At 72.6% G+C, this 19820-nt stretch carries 10 protein-coding genes; 4 read left to right on the top strand and 6 right to left on the bottom strand.

Going from position 1 to position 19820, the window contains the following annotated elements:
• Positions 1–67 precede the first annotated feature (67 nt).
• Together pks2 and AB0O36_RS04365 are read left to right on the top strand one after the other, a co-directional pair.
• Positions 68–6343, top strand: a complete 6276-nt coding sequence (gene pks2, locus AB0O36_RS04370) for a sulfolipid-1 biosynthesis phthioceranic/hydroxyphthioceranic acid synthase (RefSeq protein ID WP_365103853.1) — start codon at positions 68–70, stop codon at positions 6341–6343.
• Positions 6344–6381: 38 nt separating this feature from the next.
• Positions 6382–7500: a thioester reductase domain-containing protein gene (locus AB0O36_RS04365; protein ID WP_365103851.1), complete on the top strand. Its 1119-nt coding sequence runs from the start codon at positions 6382–6384 to the stop codon at positions 7498–7500.
• 183 nt (positions 7501–7683) lie between these two features.
• Here AB0O36_RS04365 and AB0O36_RS04360 read toward each other — a convergent pair whose 3' ends face one another.
• The gene (locus AB0O36_RS04360) at positions 7684–9936 is read right to left on the bottom strand and encodes an amino acid adenylation domain-containing protein (protein ID WP_365103848.1); all 2253 of its coding nucleotides are present in this window, start codon (positions 9934–9936) and stop codon (positions 7684–7686) included.
• Positions 9926–10225, bottom strand: coding sequence for a phosphopantetheine-binding protein (locus tag AB0O36_RS04355; protein WP_365103846.1), 300 nt, complete (start codon positions 10223–10225; stop codon positions 9926–9928). Before AB0O36_RS04355 ends, AB0O36_RS04360 begins: the two co-directional genes overlap by 11 nt.
• Before the next feature lie 219 nt (positions 10226–10444).
• Between AB0O36_RS04355 and AB0O36_RS04350 the strand changes: the two genes are divergently transcribed.
• Entirely contained in the window at positions 10445–11404 is a 960-nt protein-coding gene (locus AB0O36_RS04350; protein WP_365103843.1) for an alpha/beta hydrolase, read from the top strand.
• Between the two features lie 80 nt (positions 11405–11484).
• Here the strand turns inward: AB0O36_RS04350 and AB0O36_RS04345 are convergent, their stop codons facing one another.
• The 4 genes from AB0O36_RS04345 to AB0O36_RS04330 form a co-directional block, all read right to left on the bottom strand.
• Complete coding sequence (locus AB0O36_RS04345) at positions 11485–14241, bottom strand: AAA family ATPase (RefSeq protein WP_365103841.1); 2757 nt, start codon at positions 14239–14241, stop codon at positions 11485–11487.
• Positions 14242–14317: 76 nt separating this feature from the next.
• On the bottom strand, positions 14318–15589 hold the full coding sequence (locus AB0O36_RS04340; RefSeq protein ID WP_365103838.1) for a cation:proton antiporter: 1272 nt from the start codon (positions 15587–15589) through the stop codon (positions 14318–14320).
• 51 nt (positions 15590–15640) lie between these two features.
• Positions 15641–16231, bottom strand: coding sequence for a response regulator transcription factor (locus AB0O36_RS04335; protein WP_365103835.1), 591 nt, complete (start codon positions 16229–16231; stop codon positions 15641–15643).
• 1263 nt (positions 16232–17494) lie between these two features.
• Positions 17495–18130 carry a TetR/AcrR family transcriptional regulator C-terminal domain-containing protein gene (locus AB0O36_RS04330; RefSeq protein ID WP_365103832.1) on the bottom strand — a complete coding sequence of 212 codons (636 nt, stop codon included), beginning with the start codon at positions 18128–18130 and terminating at the stop codon, positions 17495–17497.
• Positions 18131–18251: 121 nt separating this feature from the next.
• Here AB0O36_RS04330 and AB0O36_RS04325 point away from each other — a divergent pair, with 121 nt between their 5' ends.
• Positions 18252–19709, top strand: a complete 1458-nt coding sequence (locus AB0O36_RS04325) for an MFS transporter (protein WP_365103829.1) — start codon at positions 18252–18254, stop codon at positions 19707–19709.
• Positions 19710–19820 lie beyond the last annotated feature (111 nt).

Below are 19820 nucleotides of genomic sequence, written 5' to 3'. Positions count from 1 at the left end.
CTCCAGCGCTGTGGCAGTTCTGCACCAATCCATCGCACAGACCACGAACAAATCTGAAGGAGTCGTCGTGTCGGACCCGAGGGACATAGCGGTCATCGGCATCGGGTGCCGATTTCCGGGCGGAGTCGATTCACCGGAGGCTTTGTGGGACCTGATCGAGCGCGGCGGCGACGCGATCACCGAGATCCCGCCCGACCGGTGGGACGCCGAGGAGTATTACGATCCCGAGCAGGGTGTACCGGGCCGCTCGGTGTCCCGGTGGGGAGGCTTCCTCTCCGACATCGCCGGATTCGACGCGAAGTTCTTCAAGCTCAGCGAGCGTGAGGCGCTGGCGACCGACCCGCAGCACCGGGTGCTGCTGGAGACCGCCTGGGAGGCGGTCGAGCACGCCGGCATCCAGCCCTCCGCGCTGGCCGGCACGCGCACCGGCGTCTTCGTCGGCATGGCCCACATCGACTACGCGCTCGCCAGCCACGGCCCCCAGGAGCAGGAGCAGGTCCACCCCTACGGGTTCACGGGCCCGGCCCTGAGCATGGGTTCCGGCCGGATCGCCTTCGCGCTGGACCTCGCCGGTCCCGCCCTGAGCATCGACACGGCCTGCTCCTCGGGCCTGATGTCGGTGCACCTCGCGGTCCAGAGCATCCGCAGCGGTGAGAGCGACATGGCGCTGGCCGGCGGCTGCATGCTCATGCTCGTCCCGGAGGCGGCGACGTCCGCGTCCGGCCTGGGCATGCTTTCGCCCACCGGCCGGTGCCGGCCGTTCGACCAGGACGCGGACGGGTTCGTTCGCTCCGAGGGCTGCGGCATGGTGCTGCTCAAGCGCGCGAGCGACGCGCTGGCCGACGGCGACCGCATCCTCGCGATCATCAAGGGTGTCGCCTCGAACCAGGACGGTCGCACCGAGACGGTCACCATGCCCTCGGAGTCCGCCCAGGTGGCCGTCCACCGGGCCGCCCTGGCCGACGCGGGCGTCGCGGCGGAGACCGTCGGCCTCATCCAGGCCCACGGCACCGGTACCCCGGTCGGCGACCCCATCGAGTTCCGCGCCCTGGCCGAGGTGTACGGCCGCGGCGGCGACGGGTGCGCCGTCAGCTCGGTCAAGTCCAACATCGGTCACACCGAGTCTGCGGCGGGCGCGGCGGGCCTGATCACCGCCGTCCTCGCGCTCCGGAACGGCGTGGTGCCGGGGACGCTCCACCTGAAGGAGCTGAACCAGGAGATCAGCCCGCTGCCCACCCAGCTGTTCGTCCCGGCCGAGATGCAGCCCTGGCCGGTCGCGCAGGGGCCCCGCCGTGCGGCGGTCTCCTCCTTCGGCATGTCCGGCACCAACGCCCACGTGATCCTGGAGCAGGCGCCGTCCGTCGCCGGCGAATCGGCGCCCGAGGAGGAGCCGAGCCCGGAGCACACCCCCGTGCGGCGGCTGTTCCCGGTCTCGGCCACCTCCGCGGAGGAGCTCGCGCCGACCGCGGCACGGATCGCGGACTGGCTCGCCGCCCACGAGGAGACGAAGCTGCCCGACCTCGGCCGCACCCTCGCCCGCAGCCGCGAGCACCGCGGCGTGCGGACCGCCGTGATCGCCACGGACCGCGCCGAGCTGATCGCCGGACTGCGCGGCATCGGCGAGCAGGTCGCCGAGCGGCCCCCGGCGCCGGTGGTCGGCGACGACTCACGCGGCCCCGTCTGGCTCTTCTCCGGCCAGGGCTCCCAGTGGGCCGGGATGGGCACCCAACTGCTGGAGAAGGAGCCGGAGTTCGCCGCGATGGTGGCCCGGGTCGAGCCGCTCGTCCAGCGCGAGTCCGGCTTCTCGGTGACCGAGGCGATGACCCGGCCCGAGACGGTGACCGGCATCGACCGGGTGCAGCCGACGCTCTTCGCCATGCAGGTCGCCCTCGCCGCGGCCTGGCGGGCGGCCGGCGTACGCCCCGGCGCGGTCATCGGGCACTCGCTCGGTGAGGTCGCGGCCGCCGTGGTCGCCGGAGCGCTCTCGCTGGAGGACGGCGTCAAGGTGATCTGCCGCCGTTCCAAGCTCTGCGCCAGGCTCGCCGGCGCCGGCGCGATGGCCTCCATCGAGCTGCCCGCCACCACGCTCGAAGCAGAGCTCGCGGAGTTCGACGACGTCGTCGTGTCGGTCATCGCCTCGCCGGAGTCCACCGTCATCGGCGGTACCACCGAGCGCGTCCGCAGCCTGGTCGAGGAGTTCGAGCGCCGCGGCGTGCTCGCCCGCGAGGTGGCCGTCGACGTCGCCTCGCACTCCCCGCAGGTGGACCCGATCCTGGACGAGCTGGCCGAGGTGCTCGCCGACCTCGCCCCGACCACGGGCACCGTCCCGTTCTACGGGACGGCCCTGGACGACCCGCGGGCATGGCCGTCCTTCGACGCCGAGTACTGGGTCAACAACCTCCGCCGGGCCGTCCGCTTCGGCAGCGCGGTCACGGCCGCGCTCGACGACGGCCACCGCGTGTTCCTGGAGCTCTCCCCGCACCCGCTGCTGACCCGCGCGGTCGACCAGTGCGCCGGCTCCGCCAGCCTGCCGGCCGCCGCCATCGCGAGCATGCGCCGCGGCCAGGAGACCCCGTACGGCCTGCTGAACGCCCTCATCGAGGTGCACGCGGCGGGCGGCGGCGTCGATTTCGCCACCCTCCACCCGGACGGCGTGCTCGTCGACGCCCCGCTGCCGACCTGGACCCGGCAGCACCTGCTGGTCCGGACCGGCCAGTCGCGGCCCGCGCACACCGTCAAGATCCACCCGCTGCTGGGCGTGCACGTCCGTCTCGACGAAGACGAGGAGCGCCACGCCTGGCAGTCCGACGTCGGCACCGCGGTGCTGCCCTGGCTGACGGACCACCGGGTCCGGGACGTCGCGGCCTACCCGGGAGCGGGGCACTGCGAGTCCGCGCTCAGCGCCGCCGCCGAGGCCTTCGGTCCCGGCGCCGAGGTCCGCGGCCTCAAGTTCGAGCGCATGCTGCTGCTCAGCGGCAGCACCGAGCTGACCACGACCGCGGTCGTGGAGAGCTCGGGGCGGGCGCACTGGGAGGCGTCCACCACCGAGAACGACGAGCGGGCACGGCTCGCCTCGGCCACCCTGCACAGCGCTCCGGCGGACCGGACCGAGCCCGTCCCGCTGGACATCGACCTGCTGATCGAGGAGCACACCGAGCGGCTGTCCGGCGACGAGCTGCGCCACACCCTCACCGAGCGCGGCATCCAGTACGGCACCGCGTTCCAGGGCGCCGTCGCGGCCCACCGGCGCGTGGCGCCGGACGGAGGTCAGACGGTCCTGGCCGAGGTCTCGCTCCCGTCGCAGCTGCGCAGCTCCCAGGACGGCTTCTTCGTCCACCCCGCCCTCCTGGACGCCTGCTTCCAGTCCGTCGCCGCGCTGCCCGCCGTCTCCGGCGAGGGGGGTGGCGGCCTGCTGCTCCCGCTGGAAGTGCAGCGGCTCCAGGTGTGGTCGCCCGTCGGCAGCGCCGGATACTGCCACGTCCGGCTCCGCTCCAGCGACAGCAACCGGGTGATCGCCGACCTGCAGCTGACCGACAAGCACGGCGCGGTGCTGCTGACCGTCGAGGGCCTGGTCATGGGCACCCACGCCGGGGGCGAGGAGAACGCCGGCCAACTGCTCAACGAACGCCTGCTCACCATCGGCTGGCAGCAGGCGGAGCTGCCGGACGTCCCCGCGAAGGCCGACGCCGGTCCGTGGCTGATTCTGGCCCCGGCCGAGTCCGCGCCGGACGAGCTCGCCGAGGCGCTGCGCGCCCGGGGCAGCCGGTGCGAGGTCCGGGAGTGGCCGGTCGCCGGCACCCGGCCCGTGCTGTCCGACATGCCCTGGCAGGGCATCGTCCTGCTCTGCCCGCCGCCGTCCGGGCCCGTCGGCGCGGACGCCATCGCACGCGGTCGCGACCTGGTGGGGGCCGTCGTCGAGGTGGCGCAGGAACTCGCCGCCACGGACGGCGCCCCGCCCCGGCTGTACGGGATCACCCAGGGCGCGCAGCCGGTGCTGCCGGGCGACCGGGTCAACCTCGAACACGCCGCGATCCGGGGGCTGTTCCGCGTGATCGGCGCCGAGTTCACCGACCTGCGGGTCACCCAGATCGACATCGACGCCGACCCCGACCGGGGTTCGGCGGCCAAGCGCCTGGCGTCGGAGCTCACTTCGGACACGGCGGAGGACGAGACCGCCTGGCGTGCGGGCCGCTGGTACACCGCGCGCCTCCAGCACTCGCCGCTCGCCGCCGACGAGCGATGGCCTGCCACGGCCGGCGGCCGGGACGACGCCGTGCGGATGGAAATCCGCCGGCCCGGCGACCTGGACACGCTGGACCTGACGCTGGTCGGCCGCCGCGCACCCGGCGCGGGTCAGATCGAGATCGAGATCGGCGCCGCGAGCGTCAACTTCCACGACGTCCTGTTCGCCCACGGCAACTACTTCGCCTTCGAGGGGGTGACACCGGCACTCGGCGTCGACTGCGCGGGCACCGTCGTCCGGGTCGGCGAGGGCGTCACCGAGTTCCGGGTCGGCGACCGGGTGATGACCGGAGCCGCGACCGAGGGGGCCTGGGCGACCCACGCCACCATCGACTCGGCGCTCGCCGCGCCGCTGCCGGACGACATGGGCGTCGAGGAGGGCGCCGCCGTCCCCGCCGTGTACGCCACCGTCTGGTACGGGCTGATGGACCTGGCCCGGCTGCGCTCGGGCGAGCGGGTGCTCATCCACTCCGCCACCGGCGGCACGGGGCAGGCGGCCATGGCGGTCGCCCGGTACGTGGGGGCGGAGATCTACGCCACGGCCGGCAGCGAGGAACGCCGGGAGTGGCTCCGGGCGCAGGGGGTCGAGCACGTCTACGACTCCCGCAGCCTCGGGTTCGCCGAGCAGATCCGCGAGGACACCGGCGGCGCCGGCGTCGACGTCGTGCTCAACTCCCTCACCGGCGCCGCGCAGCGCGCCAGCCTCGACCTGCTCTCCTTCGGCGGACGCTTCGTCGAGATCGGCAAGCGGGACATCTACCGCGACGGGAAGCTGGGCCTGGCGCCCTTCCGCCGCAACCTGGCCTTCTTCAGCGTCGACCTCGAGCTCATGGCCGTGGCCGATCCGGCCCGGCTCGGCCGCCTGCTGAGGGAGGTGTCCGACCGGATGGCGGCAGGGGAGCTGGCACCGCCGATGGCGACCGCGTTCCCGCTGGCCGACGCGGCGACCGCGATCCGGCAGATGGCCTCCGCCCAGCACATGGGCAAGCTCGTCCTCACCACGGCGGTGGAACCGGGCACGCCGGCCGTGCTCCCGCCCGACCGGGTCCCGGTGTTCCGCGCCGACGGCGCGTACATCGTCACCGGCGGCCTGGGCGGCCTGGGCCTGCGCCTGGCCCGCCACCTCGCCGCGGCCGGCGCCGGCCGGATCGTGCTCAACGCGCGGTCCGCGCCCGACGAGTGGGCGCTGAGCGAGATCCGGGCGATGCGCGACGCCGGCACCGAGGTGCACGTCGAGCGCGGCGACATCGCGGACCCCGGCACCGCCCAACGGCTGGCGGCAGCGGCCCGGGCCACCGGGCTGGCGTTGCGTGGCGTCCTGCACGCCGCGGCCGTGGTCGAGGATGCGACCGTCCCGAGCATCACCCCGGAGCTGCTCGACCGGGACTGGGCGCCGAAGACCTACGGCGCCTGGTACCTCCACGAGGCCACCGCCGTGGACGACCTGGACTGGTTCTGCACCTTCTCGTCGGCCGCCGCGCTGCTGGGCTCGCCCGGTCAGGGCGCCTACGCCGCCGCCAACAGCTGGCTCGACGGCTTCGCCGCCTGGCGGCACGCCGAGGGGATGCCGGCGACCACGATCGCCTGGGGTGCCTGGGGCGAGATCGGGCGCGGCGCCGTCCTCGCGGAGGCCGGGGACACCACCATGATCACTCCGGAGGAGGGCACCTACGCCTTCGACGCCCTCCTGCGCCACACCCGGGTCCACACCGGGTACCTCCCGCTCGCCCGGGCGCCGTGGCTGACCGCGCTCGCCCGGCGCAGCCCCTTCGCCGAGGCGTTCCAGGACGACCGGGGCGACCAGGCCCAGTCCTCGGAGCTGCGGCTGGAGTTCGAGGCGCTTCCGGCGGAGGAGCGGATCGGCTGGCTGCGCCGCTTCGTCGCGGGTGAGGCGGCGGCGATCGTCCGAGGCTCCGTCGACCCCAGCCGGCCCTTCAACGACTACGGCCTGGACTCGCTCGGCAACCTGGAGCTGCGCACCCGGATCGAGACCAACCTCGGCATCCGCATCGCTCCCAAGGCGGTGGCGGAGAACAACTCGGCCCAGGCGCTGGCCCAGCACCTGGCGGACCTCATCGGCAGTACGCCGAACGGCAGTTGAAACGCCGGCCCGCTGCCGGTGCGACCCTTGGGGGAAGCATGACCTCGATCGTTCTGTCCGGTGCGACCGGATCACTCGGCGGCCATCTGGCCGCGGCCCTGCTCGAACTGCCGGACTCCGTCATCCACTGCCTGGTCCGGGCGAAGGATCCCGCGGCCGCCGACCGGCGGCTGCGGGACCGGATGGCCGAGGTCGGCACGGACGACCCGGCACGGCTCGTCGCCGTGCCGGCCAACCTGGAAGCTCCCCGGCTCGGCCTGTCGCCGCAGGCATGGAACCACCTGACCGACGAGGTCACGGAGGTCTTCCACTGCGCTGCCTCGGTGCACCTCACCGCGGCGTACCAGCAGCTTGCGCCCGCCAACGTCGGCGGCACGAGGGAACTGCTGGAGCTGGCCACGGCCATCGGCGAACGCCGGCGCACCGCGGTCCGGTTCCACTACGTCTCGACGCTCGCGGTCTTCCTCGACGCGATCCGCGCCGGGATCGACGTGGTGGACGAGTCCACGCGGCCGTCCATGGACACCGCGGGGGAGCTCGGCTACCCGCGCTCCAAGGTCGCCGCCGAACGCGCGGTGCGTCGTGCGGCCGACAGCGGCGTCGTCGGCACGATCTACCGCCCCGGGCTGGTCACCGGGCACTCGGTGACCGGTGACACCTCCACCTCGGACCTGCTGATGCCGGTGCTGCGCGCGGCCGTCGCGATCGGGTACGCCCCGGACGGGGCCGAAGCGGTGCCCGGGGAGGCCGTCGACCTGGTCGCGCGCAACATCACCCGGCTCTCCGTCGGCGCGCGCGGGGGTGACGCGTACCACCTGGTCAGGCCCCAGCCGGTCTCGCTCATGCTCGGCTTCGAAGCGCTGCGCCGGGCCGGATACCGGCTGGAGGAGGTGTCGCGGTACGAGTGGTGGGAACTCGCGGCGCAGCGCCGGGAGGACCCCGAGGTCGCTCCGCTGATCCACCTGGGGGCGATCGGCCGCCGGATGCTGGGCCTGGAGCCGGCGTACCCGCCGCCGCCGGTCCACAGCAAGCACACCTACGACACCCTGCTCCGCTCGTTCCCGGAGCCGGTGGCGCTTGACGGGTCCTTCTTCGACCGGCTGATTGCAGGCGGACTCAGCCGGTTCGCCCCGCTGCCGCAGACCCAGAAGGTCTGAGCCCGGCCCGGGTGAGGGCCCTTCCGGCCGGTGCGGAAACTGTCCGCCCGGCCGGGAGGGCCCTCTCTGCGTTGCTCCCAGGGCCGGGAGCGACCGCTCCCGGCAACGACCGCTCCCGGCAACGACGGTGCCCCGGCCACCGGGGGGTCGGTGGCCGGGGCACGGGTGTCCGAGGGCGGCGGGTCAGGCCTCCCGGCCGGGCCGGTTCGCCCGGGCGAACGCGTTGGCGGGAAGCGCCGCGGCGGTGAGCGCGCGCCGGTCGACCTTGCCGTTCGCGGTGACGGGCATCCGGTCGACCACGGCCCACAGCGTGGGCACCATGAACGAGGGGAGCCGGTCGGCCAGCCGGTTCCTCAGTTCGACGGGCGTGACGTCCGTCCCCGGGGCGAGCCGGACGGCGCTGAGCAGCCGCTTGTCGGTGCCACCGTCGGCGATGGTGACGACGGTGTCCTCGACCTCCGGGTAGCCGTTCAGCACGTCGCTGATCGCGGTGAGCTCGATGCGGTAGCCGCGGACCTTCACCTGGTGGTCGGCCCGGCCGAGGAAGTGGATCCGGCCGGCCCGGTCCATCCGCACCAGGTCGCCCGTGCGGTAGATCCGCTCGGGGACGTCGGGGGAGAACAGGCCGAAGCACCGGTCGGTCTCCTCCTTGTCGTTGACGTAGCCCGTGGCGAGGCCCTCGCCGCCGGTGTACAGCTCGCCGACGGCCCCCGGCGGCAGCAGCCTCGCCCGCCGGTCCAGGACGTAGACGCGGGTCCCGGGGACGGGTGTACCGATCGGCAGGGGGCCGTCGACCTCCTTCGGCTCCCGGACCGAGTGGAACGTCGTGAAGGTGGTGTTCTCGGTCGGACCGTAGCCGTTGGTGACGGTCAGGCCGGGGTGGTCCGAGAGCGCGCGCGCGACGTGTTCGTGGGGGACCACGTCCCCGCCGCTGAGGAGTTGGCGCAGCGTGCCCAGCGAGGCCGGCGCGAACTCCTGAACGAGCCGGAAGAGACCGGCAGTCAGCCAGGCCACCGTCACCTCGCGCTCGGCGATGAACTCGCCCAGCTCGCCCGGCGACAGCAGACCCGGCGGGCAGACCTCCAGGGTCGCCCCGGACAGCAGCGCGCCCCAGAGCTCGAACGTCGAGGCGTCGAAGGCCAGCGCGGACAGGCGCAGCACCCGCTCGCCCGGCCCGAGCAGGAGGTAGGGAGCCTGGTGGACGAGCCGGATGACGCCGCGGTGTGGGATCACCACGCCCTTCGGCTCACCGGTGGAACCCGACGTGAAGGCGATGTAGGCCACCCGTTCGGGATCGGCCGGGGCGGGCGGCACGGGCTCCGTGCCGAGGTCCCAGTCCGGTTGCCAGGGGCCGACCACGGGGATGCCGTGCCGGGACACCCCGTCGGCGTCGTCGGCGCCGACGACGGCGGCGGCCGGTGCCGTCCTGGCGACGATCCGCGCGGTGTGCGCCTCGGGCTGGGCGAGGTCGACGCCGATGTACACACCGCCGGCCCAGAGCGTGCCCAGCACCGCGACCGCCTCCGCCACCGACCGCTCGACCGCGATCAGCACCGCGTCGCCGTTGCGGACACCGGCGGCACACAGCCGCCGCGCCTGCTCGGCGGCGGCACGGGCGAGTTCGGCGTAGGTCAGGGCCGACTCCGCGTCCCGGACCGCCACCCGGTCGGGGTGGCGGTCCGCCACGGCGCGGAACAGCTCGTCCAGCGAGGCGGAGGGGAAGTCGCCGTCGGTCTCGTTGACGAGCCGGAGGACCTCCAGTCCGGCGGGGGAGACGCACCGGACGTCCGCCAGTGTGCGGGCGTCGGCGTCATCCCCGGCGAGCTGTTCCACCGCCGCCAGGTAGGTGAGGACGAAGCCTTGCGCCTCCTCCAGGCTCCACAGATCCGTCGCGTATTCGGCGTGGCCGGCGCCGATCTCCTCGTCCGGGCCGAACCGGACGCTGAGGTCCAGGCACGACTCCTCGTCGTGCGTGCCGAAGCCCGCCTGGACCAGGGGATGGCCCGGGCCGGCCCCGTCGACGCCCAGGTGCTCCACGAGCTGCGGGAAGGCGACGCCGGGGGCGCCCAGGCTCCAGGCGAGCGAATCGCGGACGGTGCCGACGAACGCGCCGGGTGTGAGGTCGTCGTCGATGTCGATGCGGACCGGAAGGAGGCCGTCGGCGGGCGAGGCGACGCCCACCAGAAGCCGGTCGGCACCGGTCAGCCGTCCCAGGGCCAGGCCGAAGGCGGCGAGGAGGAAGGTGGACGGGCTCACCTCCAGGGCCCGGGACCGCGCCCGGACGGCCTGCGCCGTCCAGGCGGGGAGTTCGACGGGAAGCCGGACGGTGGTGGTGTCCCGGTGGTGGGCCCGCGGCCGGTCGGACGGTATTTCGAGGACCGTCGGCACCCCGGCCAGCTGCTCCGCCCACGTGTGCACATCGGCCTCAGGAGCCATGGGTGGACTCCTCGGGCCGGGCGCGCCGCATCCGGGCGAGCAGTTCGGCCTGGCCGCTGACGGTATCGGCCCGGATGACGTCCAGCGTCTTGAGCCGAACCCCGCCGGCCTTGGAGAGGTGCTCGACGAGCACGAAGAGCCGGTGCGAATCGCCCCCGCAGTCGAAGAATCCAATGTCGTCGTCCGGTTCGAAATCCAGGATGTCCCGCCAGATCGAACGGACGAGGCCGATGACGTCGGACGGGTCGCCGAATTCATGGCTAATAGATTGCGAAGGCAAATTCTCCATCACCAACACCTTCTTTGATTTCACCGACCTGTCACGATATCGGCGGCCGCGGCGCCGAGACGATATGAGAAACACACCAATCGTCGTGCATCGAGCACTTCTCCTGCGCCCGGCCTCTCCGTCGATACCGGTCGCGAAATAGATTCGGAGCACGTGTGTTCCGGCCCGGTGCCCGGGGCACGTCCGATCGGATACGACCGAGTACGTGGGAGAGTTGCGATGCCTCTGGACCGACTGCTCCGGCACCTGATCGCCTGGCAGAGCTCGGACGGCGTCCCGGTTCCGGACCGCGAACTGCCCGTCGAGCAGGCCCGCGAACGGTACCGGGTGAACGCCGTCCGCCCGGACGCGGGCCGGTCCGGCCCGGCCGTGACCTCGGCCGACCGGACGATCGGCGGCCCGGACGGGACGGCGCTCCGGGTCAGGGTCTACACCCCGCAGCCGGCGGAGTCGTCGGGGCGACGGGTGGTCACCTTCCTGCACGGCGGCGGGTGGGTGCTGGGCGACCTCGACAGCCATGACCGGGCCTGCCGGATCCTGGCGGCTTCGCTGGACTCGGTCGTGGTCGCGGTCGAGTACCGGCTGGCGCCGGAGTACCGCCATCCCGCGCCGCTGCACGACGCCGTCGCCGCGGCCCGTTGGACGGCCCGGATCTTCCCCGGCCGGGCGCACGTGATCGCGGGCGACAGCGCGGGCGCCAGCCTCGCGCTCGGGGTCGCCCTGGAGGCCCGTGACCTGCGCTTCGCCGCGCAGCTCCTCGTCTACCCGCCGGTCGATCCGAGTCTGGCCCTCGCCTCCTCCAGTCCGCACGCCGAGGGGTACCTGCTGAGCGTCGAGGACATGGCCTGGAACTACGGGCAGTACGTCCCCGACGCGCGGCAGCGGGCCGATCTCACCGTGGACCTGTTGAACGCGGACCTGCGCAACCTCGCGCCGACGGTCGTCGTCACCGCCGAGTACGACCCGCTCCACGAAGAGGGCGCGGAGCTGGTGACGCGGATGCGTGCCGCGGGAGTCCCGGCACACCTGGTCACGGGGGAGGGACTGGTGCACGGCTTCCTGTTGATGCAGGACATCGTTCCGGCGGCGGCGGCCTGCACCGAGCGGGCCGTCCGGGCACTGGACGCCCTGCTGCCGGGGCAGGGGAGCGGACCGGGGGCCGGGGGCGGGACCGAGTAGCCCGGGCCGGGGCGGGCGGTCCGCCGCCGGTGTCCTCGACGACACCGGCGGCGGCCTCTACGAGCCCGGGACGGTGGAGGTCACGGGACGAGCTCGGACAGGCGCGAGGGCAGTTGGGTGCGGCGCCGGATGCCGAGCTTCCGGTAGGACCGGGTGAGGTGCTGCTCGACCGTGCTGACCGTGATGAACAGCTTGCGGGCGATCTGCTCGTTCGTGGAGCCCCCGGCCGCGAGTTCGGCCACTCGCCACTCCGCCGAACTGAGCCGGCGGACCGGCTCGGCGGTACCGGAGGGGTTCTCGTCCGCCCGTGCCTTCCCGGGATCCGTCACCGGTGTTTCCGGCAGGGGCGCCGCGGCGCACCGGGCGGCCAGCGTCTTGGCCCGGTGGCCGTGGAAGCGGGCCTGGACGGGGTCCTCCAGCGACATGTAGGCATGCTTGAGGTCGGCGAGGGTGTGCGCCAGGTTCAGGGAGTCGCCGCAGCGGTCGAGGGCGCTCGCGGCCTTCAGCAGGACGGGCGGACGCTCGTTCGTGCGGAGGGTGGCCGCCAGCGCCCGCTGGGCCAGGCCGCGGGTGCGCGGGTGGCCCGAAGCGACCAGGGACAGCTGTTCCGTCAGCAGCTCCGTCGCCTTCGCCGTCAGACCTTGATGGAGGTAGGCCCGGGCGGCGTCGACGCGCCAGGCCACCGTCGAGGGGCAGTCGGCCCCCCAGAGCCGCATCAGGTGCCCGGCGGCCAGGAAGTCCTGGAGAGCCGCGCCGTGGCGGCCGCGTGCGAGATGGAGGTGGCCCCGGGCGTCGAGGTAGACCACCCCGCCCAGGGTCCCGAAGGCGGCGCCGGGAACGGGAAGGTCGAGGTAGGTCTCCGACTCTGCGAGGTCCCCCATGGCCGTGGTGGTGAGGATGAGGAGCGACAGGGGGATGACGACCGCTGTGCCCCAGCTCTCCCGCGGCATCAGCGCGAAGGCCGCCTTCGCCTGGCGCTTGGCGTCCGCCAGCTCTCCGAGCCGGTAGTGGATCTCCGCGCGCGCCGAGATCAGCAGGGCGTTCCAGACGAGCCCGTACGCCTTCCCGATGGAGGCGAGCAGGGCGTCGCACCACGCCGATGCCTTGTCGAGGTGGTCGGAGTAGATCAGGACCAGGAGCGAGGCGAGTGACGAGGCCGGGCCTGCCGCACCGGCCAGGGCCTTCCGGAGGACGAGTTCCGCGGCGGGAAGGGCGTCCTCCTCGCCGGTACATCGCAGGACCGCGCCCAGCGCGGCGCCGGCACGGTGCTCGGGATCGAGTCCGGGGTCCATCGGGGACACGTCCAGGGCGTCCGGTGCGGGCGCGATGCCCGGATAGGCGAGCGGGAGCCAGAGGCGCAGCGGCTCGGCGTACCGGTCGGAGTCCTCGCCGGCCGTCCCGGGGGAGTCGCCGCAGAGGTGCGCCATCAGGCGCATGGCCGGCTCCACCTGGCCGTTCCACAGGAGGCTCCGGACGACGGGAACGGACTGCCGCAGGGAGAGCTCGCCCCGTTCGGCGGCCGCCACCAGGTCGGGCAGGTAGCTCTTCGCCGCCGCCGGGTCGTAGCGCCACACGATGTCGACGAGCTTCGCGGCGGTGTCGAGCTGTTCGAGTCGGCTCATGCTCCCGCGATGGGCCCGCTCCAGGTATCCGACGGCCGTCTCGTGGTCCCCGCTCGCGAGGGTCTGGTCCGCGGCCTCGCACAGGACCCGGCCCGCCCAGGGGATCGCCTCGTCGACGCGCATCAGGTGTTCGGCCGTCACGACCGCCGGGGCGCCCTCGTGGTGCAGGAGGCGGGCGGCCCGGGACCGCAGGGCGTGGCGCTCCGCCTCGGGGATGCTGCGGAGCACGGCCGCGCGAACGCTCGGCTGACGGAGCAGGTCGTGGTCCAGCAGCGCACCGACCCCCGGCGTGGCGACGACCCGCCCAAGGGACTCCGGGTCCATGCCGCACAGGCGCGCGACCACGGCGGTCGAGCGGAAGTCCCCCAGCACGGCCGTGGCCTGGGCGATCCCGAGCACGACCGGCTCGGCCCGGTAGAGGCAGTTCAGGACGGCCCGGCCGAAGGCCGGGCCGGGGACGGGCCGGCATCGGGCGTCCGGCTCCGCCGCTCCCCTGCCGTAGTCCTCCGCCAGGGCGCGCACCAGCAGCGGCCGGCCGCCGCTGAGCCGTCGGCATTCGGACGCGATCCGGTCGGCCGTCCCGGGATCGAGACGGTCCTTGAGCACGGTGGCGACGCCGGTCGTCGAGAGCGGCTCGATGTCCAGCCGCGTGCAATTCGGCAGCCTGAGGATCTCGGCCTGGACGATGCGCTGGACATCGCCCCGGCCCACGTCCGGACAGTAGCTGAGGACGATCGTCATGGGCGCGTCGCCCATCCGCCGGACGAGCGCGAGCAGGTATTGCAGTGACTCGACGTCCGAGAAGTGCGCGTCGTCGATGCAGACGACCAGGGGCGGACCGGCGGTCAGGCGCTGGAAGGCATCGTGCAGCATGCCGAGGACGGACGGGCGGATCTCGCTGTGCGCCGGCGTCCCGCCGGCGCCGTCCGCCGGTGAGCGGACTTCGGGGGCTGCGCCGTGCGAGAAGAGGTGCCGTGCCCGCAGGAGTTGGTCGATGACCCCCAGCGGCTGGTGGCGCTCGACCCTGGACGCGGTGGCCTCGAGGACCTTCGCACCCGCGTCGGCGGCGTGGCGGGCGAAGGAGGCCAGCAGGGCGGTCTTTCCGCTCGCCAGCGAGCCTCCGAGGGCGACGATCCGGGACCTGCCCCGGGAACACTCGTTGTAGACCCGGGTCAGCGTCTGTACTTCCTGGTCCCGTTCGACCAGCTTGTCCATCACTTCTCACCATCTCGCGACACAGTGAAGGGGGAGAACCGGCACTCGACGATCGTGGCTGATCGCCGGTGCGAGGTCAGGAGCGGCCGCGCGCTTCGGCGACCGGTACCGGCGCGTGGGGCACCGGGAGGGCGGCTGTCCTGCGCTCGATCGCGGTGATGAGCGGCCCGGTCATGCCGGTGGTGATCAGGGCCATGAGGACCAGGACCGTGAACAGCCGTCCGTCGATGAGGCCCGCGCTGAGTCCCACGTTCAGTGCGATGAGTTCGGTGAGCCCGCGGGTGTTCACCAGCGCGCCGATCATGGCCGAGCACCGGGTGTCGAGACCGCCGAGCCGCGCCATCGCGTAGCCCGCGGCGGCCTTCCCGCCGACCCCGCAGACGAGGATCACGACGAGCAGTGCCACGTCGGAACCGCTCAGCGTGCCGAGGTTGGTCGTCAGCCCGGTGATGACGAAGAACAGGGGCAGCAGCAGCCCGCCGGACTGTTCCGTCGAGCGCAGCACGTCCGCGTCCGGCGTGCCGTCCGGCTTGGGCATGACGAGGCCGGCGACGAAGGCCCCGAAGATCGCGTGCAGGCCGATGCCGGCGGTGGCCCACGCTCCCGCCGAGGCGAGCACGAGGGCGATCGGGATCTGACTCGACATCACGGCGTTCGGGCGCCGGAACCACCAGCCGAGCACGGGACGGACCACGAGGACCATCACGGCCAGGAAACAGGCGAGGAGCAGCGCCGTCCCGAGCCAGGATCTGTTTCCGGCTCTTTCGGTGCCGATGAGGGCGGCGGCGAGCACGAGCCAGGCGGAGACGTCCATGAGCCCGGCGGACGCCGTGGCGATGTTGCCCACGGGGGTTCCGGCGAGTCCCCGTTCCCGGACGATCGTCGCGAGCACCGGGAGCGCCGTGATCGACGTCGCGACGCCGAAGAAGAGGATGAAGGAACGGCCGTCGGCGTGCCGGCCGTCGAAGGCGTCGGTGTGCTGCACCGCCAGGGCGATGCCCGTACCGAGGGCCAGCGGAATGAGCATCGCCCCCACCGAGATGAGGGTGACCGGTCTGCGATGGCTGTGCACGGACTTGAGGTCGATCTCGTAGCCCACGCCGAACATGAAGATCACGACGGCGATCTGGGCGATGACGGAGATGAACGGCATCGCCTGGGCTGTGAACGGGTGGGACGTCGGATCACCCGGGAGCCGCCCGAGCAGAGTCGGTCCGAGGATGATGCCGGCGGCGATCTGGCCGACCACGGTCGGCTGCCCGAGCCGGCGCGCGAGGGCGCCGAGCAGACTCGAGGCTCCGAGCACCACGGCGATGTCCCCGACGACGTTGGCTGTCACTGCGTCCATGTTCATTTTCTACGCCCCCCGAATAGTTGATGAATTCGCGTAGACAGCCGTTCACAGCCAGTGCGCGTCCCGGGCGATGCGCAGCGCGTCGATGCGGTTGCGCGCACCGAGCTTCGTCACCAGGGATGTGAGGTAGTTGCGCACGGTCCCCTCGGAAAGGTGCAGCCGCGCAGCGATCTCGACGGTGCTGTCGCCGCGGGAAAGGCGTTCCAGCACGGCCAGTTGACGCATGGTCAGCGGGCAGCCCGCATTGACCAGGGCGGCGACCGTCAGGTCCGTGTCGAAGAAGCGTTCGCCCTGGTGGAGCCGGTGCAGGGCCTCGAAGAACCGGCTGGGGGCCACGCTTCGGTGCAGCATCCCGTCCACCCCGCCGGAGAAGGTCTGCCGGACGATCGACCGGGTGAAGCGCTCGGCCAGGACGAGGCTCCGGCACTCCGGAATGCTCGAGATCTTCTCGGCGACGGTGATCACGCTGCTGTCCGCGCCGTCGAATCCGATGATCGCGATGTCCGGCCTGTGGATTTCGGCGAATTCCAGTGCGTCGGCATCGCCGCCGACGGCGCCCACGAGGCGAACGCGGTCGTGTTTCTCGATCAGCGCGGCGAGCGCGCTCCGGGATAACAGCAGATCATCGGCGACCATCACTCGGATGCTCATTGGCTCCCTCGCGAACGACAGGTGCCTTGTGAATGGCCGGAGACGGGCCCGCCTGAATACCGCGGTGGTGGTTCGCGCCACGGTGGAGGCTTTGCCGCCAGACCGAGTTCCGTCGTACGACGCCGGAGGCATTGCTCTCCGGCGTCGCCGAGGCGACAGACGGCGTGCGTCGGTGACGCCGCGCCGCAGGCCGACTCGCTCTCATAGCTCTTGCGAACGCTCTGGACTAACCACTCGATCCCAGACCGCAACGTGCTCAACTCCCCCGTTTGGAGCCGCGCATGACGACAGTAAGCCTGTTTGAATTTTCGATTTTCGGGGCTCGGTCCGGGGTTTGTGCGCTCCCCGTCCGTGACCGGTGCCTACCCCTGTCCCGGCCCTCCGCGCCCGGAGGTTCCGCCTGCTTCCAGTGCTCCGGCGACCTCGATGGTTCCGGCGTGTTCGGGCGTGATGGCAACCGGCGCCGAAGCCCCCGAACCGTTGTCGCCGACACGCATGACACTCACCCCCCTACGCCTGTGAAATCGGGTTCTTCCCCCGTCGGCACCGGAACCGCTGCCGGCCAAGCCCTTGCCGCTTTGCCGATCGGCGGCTTGGACGGGCAGCGTGGTCGCGAAGACTTGCGGGCTCCTTGGGGCTGATCGCCGGTAACCCAGTCGCGCACCAGGCCTGACCGCCTGCTCCTTGCGTCCCTCACTGCAAGCGGCGGTCGAGCCAAAATCGAACATAAGATAGGCAGGCAAGATGATGAAGGTCAAGGACGATGAGGCGGGCCCGGCGCCCGGCCATGAGTATGCCCTTCGTGGCGGGCAGGGCGGCCCCTCGTGGGCGGCGGCCCCGTCGATGGCGGGTCCGACGGCTTCGGAACCGGGTTGACCAGCGCGGTCGGTGGGTGTGTGAGTGGGCGGCGGTGAGGCCGGGGCGGCGCGAACGGCCGCGGGTACCCGCCGGCCCGAGGGTGTGACGGTCACGGCGTATCGGCCCGGGTTGTTGATCGGTCGTCAAGTCATGTGCGGTGATGCCGTGTTGGAGCAATCTGCGCCACCGGCGTCCCCTGGCGCCGGGCTCGGCGGACGGCCTCGTCCGAGCCCGGCGCGGGACGCGCTCGCGCACGGGCCCGGCCCCCACCGGTCCCGGACCGGCGGGGGTTGAATGTCCCACGTGCGCCAGTGTGCGCCCTGGCGCATCCCCGGGCGTAATCGCGGGGAGGGGCGGGAGGGGTTTCCCGGACCGGTGGGCCGACCCCGCTCACGCATGCCGCGTCGGCCGGGTCGGCTGCAGCCGGCGGATCCCCTCCAGGAAGATGTTCAGTCCAAATTCGAACCGCTCCGCCGGGTCCGATTCCGCCAGCCCGTCGAGTGCCGCCGCGTACTGTGGCGACACCTGGACGCGGAGCCGCTCGGTCCGCGCCCGCCAGTCGTGCTCGGGTGGCAGCCGCAGCTGGGCCTGCTCCTCGATGGCGTGGCCGAGCACGTAGTAGAACAGCGCGAAGCTGATCCAGCCCGCCTGGGCCGGGGGCAGTCCGGCCCGGCAGAGCACCTGGACGGCCACGTCCGAGCCGACGATGGTGTTGGCCCCGGGGGCGAACGTTCCGGCCACCACCCGGGCACCGTCGCGGTGGCCGAGCAGGGCCGCGCGCAGCCGGCCGCCCAGTATCCGCAACTGGTCGAGCCAGGGAACGTCGGGCAGGGGATCGCCGACACCCTCGACGATCTTGTCGGCCACCGCGTCGAGCAGGGCCTCCTTGTTCGGGAAGTGCCGGTAGAGAGCGCCGCCCTGGACGTTGAGCGCTGCGCCGAGCTTGCGCATCGTGAGCCGGTCCAGGCCCTCGGTATCGAGGAAGCACAGTGCCTCGTCGACAACATCTGCTGTACGCAGGCGCATTGACTCTCCTTCAGATCGATTGACACCCCCCGGGCTCCAGGTTATCTTGAGCACCCTTCGCGAGTGAACACTGTTCACTAGTGAACAGTGTTCACTCGCGGGTCGTTACTGAGGAGACGTCATGTCCGAGGCCCGAGTCGCGTCCGCACCCGCCGATATCCGGCCCCAGGTGCCGCTCGGCCTGGTCGTGACCATCTCCTGCCTCGCCCTGTTCATGGTCGTGCTCGACGCCACCATCGTCACCGTGGCCCTGCCGGACATGCGAACCGGGCTGAGCCTGTCGACCGGCCAGCAGCAGTGGGTGGTCAGCGGCTACCTCGTCACCCTGGGCGGTTTCCTGCTCCTGGCGGCGAGGGCCGGCGACCTCTACGGGCACAGGCGGGTCTTCCTGGTGGGGGCGGCCGTCTTCACCGTCGCCAGCCTGATCGGTGGCCTGGCGTCCGGCGGGGGCGTCCTGATCGGCGCGCGGATCGCCCAGGGCGCCGGCGCCGCCGCTCTGGCCCCGACCAGTCTGAGCCTCATCACCGCCACCCACACCGACGCGCACGAGCGCGAGCGCGCCCTGTCGCTGTGGAGCATGATGAGCGGGGTCGCGGGCCTGGTCGGCGTGGTCCTCGGCGGGGTGCTCACCGCCGAACTGAGCTGGCGCTGGGTGTTCTTCGTCAACATCCCCGCGGGCATCGTGCTGCTGGCCATCGGCGCGCGGCTCGTGCTCCCCTCCGCCCTCGCCGAGCGCACTCGACTCGACGTGTTCGGCGCCCTCTGCGTCACCCTCGGCATCGGGGCGCTCGTCTACGGGCTCTCGGAAGCCGCCGACGGCTGGGGTTCGGCGAACGTCCTGCTCCCGCTGGCCGCGGCCGTCGTGCTCCTCGCCGCCTTCCTGGTCGCCGAGGCCAGGAGTCCCCACCCGCTCATCCCACCGGAGCTGCTCCGGCTGCGCAACCTCCGGGTCGCCAACCTGCTCATGTTCTGCCTGGGCGTGACGCTGACCGCCCTGATGTTCTTCCTCTCGCTCTACTGCCAGCAGGTGCTCGGCTACAGCGCGCTGCGGACCGGCATGGCGATGCTGCCCATCACCGTCGTCTTCATCGCCGGCGGCCTCACCTCCCGTCGGCTCATCTCCGTGGTCGGCCCCCGGCCGCTGCTGGTGGCCGGCGGTCTCCTCGCCACCGCCGGCATCGCCTGGCTCTCCACCATCTCCACGGACTCCTCCTACCCGAGCCACATCCTCGGCCCCAACCTGGTCGCCGGGTTCGGCATCAGCCTCATGCTCCTGGCCGTCACCATCAGCGGAACCGTCGGCGTCGAGCCGAAGAACGCCGGTGCCGCCTCGGGGCTGCTCAACACCTCCCGCCAGATCGGCGGCGCCGTCGGTCTCGCCGTGCTCGTGAACGTCGCGTCCACGTTGACCTCCCGCGCGAGCGACACCCGCGGTGACCTCGACGCCCTGGTCCAGGGCTACCGCGCCGCGTTCCTGGTGAACGCGGGCCTCATGCTCGTCGCCGCGCTGGCCGCCCTGGCGTTGTCCGCCGTGGGGACGGCCGCGGCGAAGCACCACGAAGCGCCCGAAGGCCGGTAACGGCCAGTGGACGCGGAACCGATGGAAGGGCTCGGTGGGATGCCGCTCGGACCGGCGCCGGCGGCGCGCACCGTGGTCAGGGAAGCCGGACCGGCGAAGGAGTCCCGGCCG

The organism is Streptomyces sp. NPDC089799 (assembly GCF_040684755.1).
Lineage (GTDB): Bacteria > Actinomycetota > Actinomycetes > Streptomycetales > Streptomycetaceae > Streptomyces.
The sequence above is the reverse complement of the archived record's forward strand: the minus strand, read 5'-3'. Positions and strand labels throughout refer to the sequence as shown.